At 54.7% G+C, this 327-nt stretch carries 1 protein-coding gene; it reads left to right on the top strand.

Translation table 11 applies throughout. The features are described from left to right. The coding region (locus AC1RPQ_RS08245) for a hypothetical protein (protein WP_481762302.1) at positions 1-327 on the top strand (327 nt) is incomplete at both ends.

Below are 327 nucleotides of genomic sequence, written 5' to 3'. Positions count from 1 at the left end.
CCATAGATTGGGCTATGGATAAGTTGGGCATTAAGAAGCCTGATAACCGCGTCGGTAAGGACATGAGTCCGGCTGGTGGCAATAACCCTGACTTCGACTACACCAAAACGGGTGATCCGTACAAAAATGGCGGTCCTCCGGGAGCAGCGGCAGGTGTATCGATGCCAGTTCCTGTTGGCCCCAAGCGCGACCTTCCGATACCTACTGACGAAGAGTATGCACGGGGGACGTACACACAGAACCTGATGCGCGCTCTGGGCCTTAACGTTGGTGGATCAACCACATCTCAGCAGCTCACGGTCAACAATCGAAGCACGCTAATACCGC

This window comes from Dellaglioa sp. CoH-57-MRSF-21 (assembly GCF_056781915.1).
Note: the sequence above shows the minus strand (reverse complement) of the source record. Positions and strands in the feature narration are given on the sequence as shown.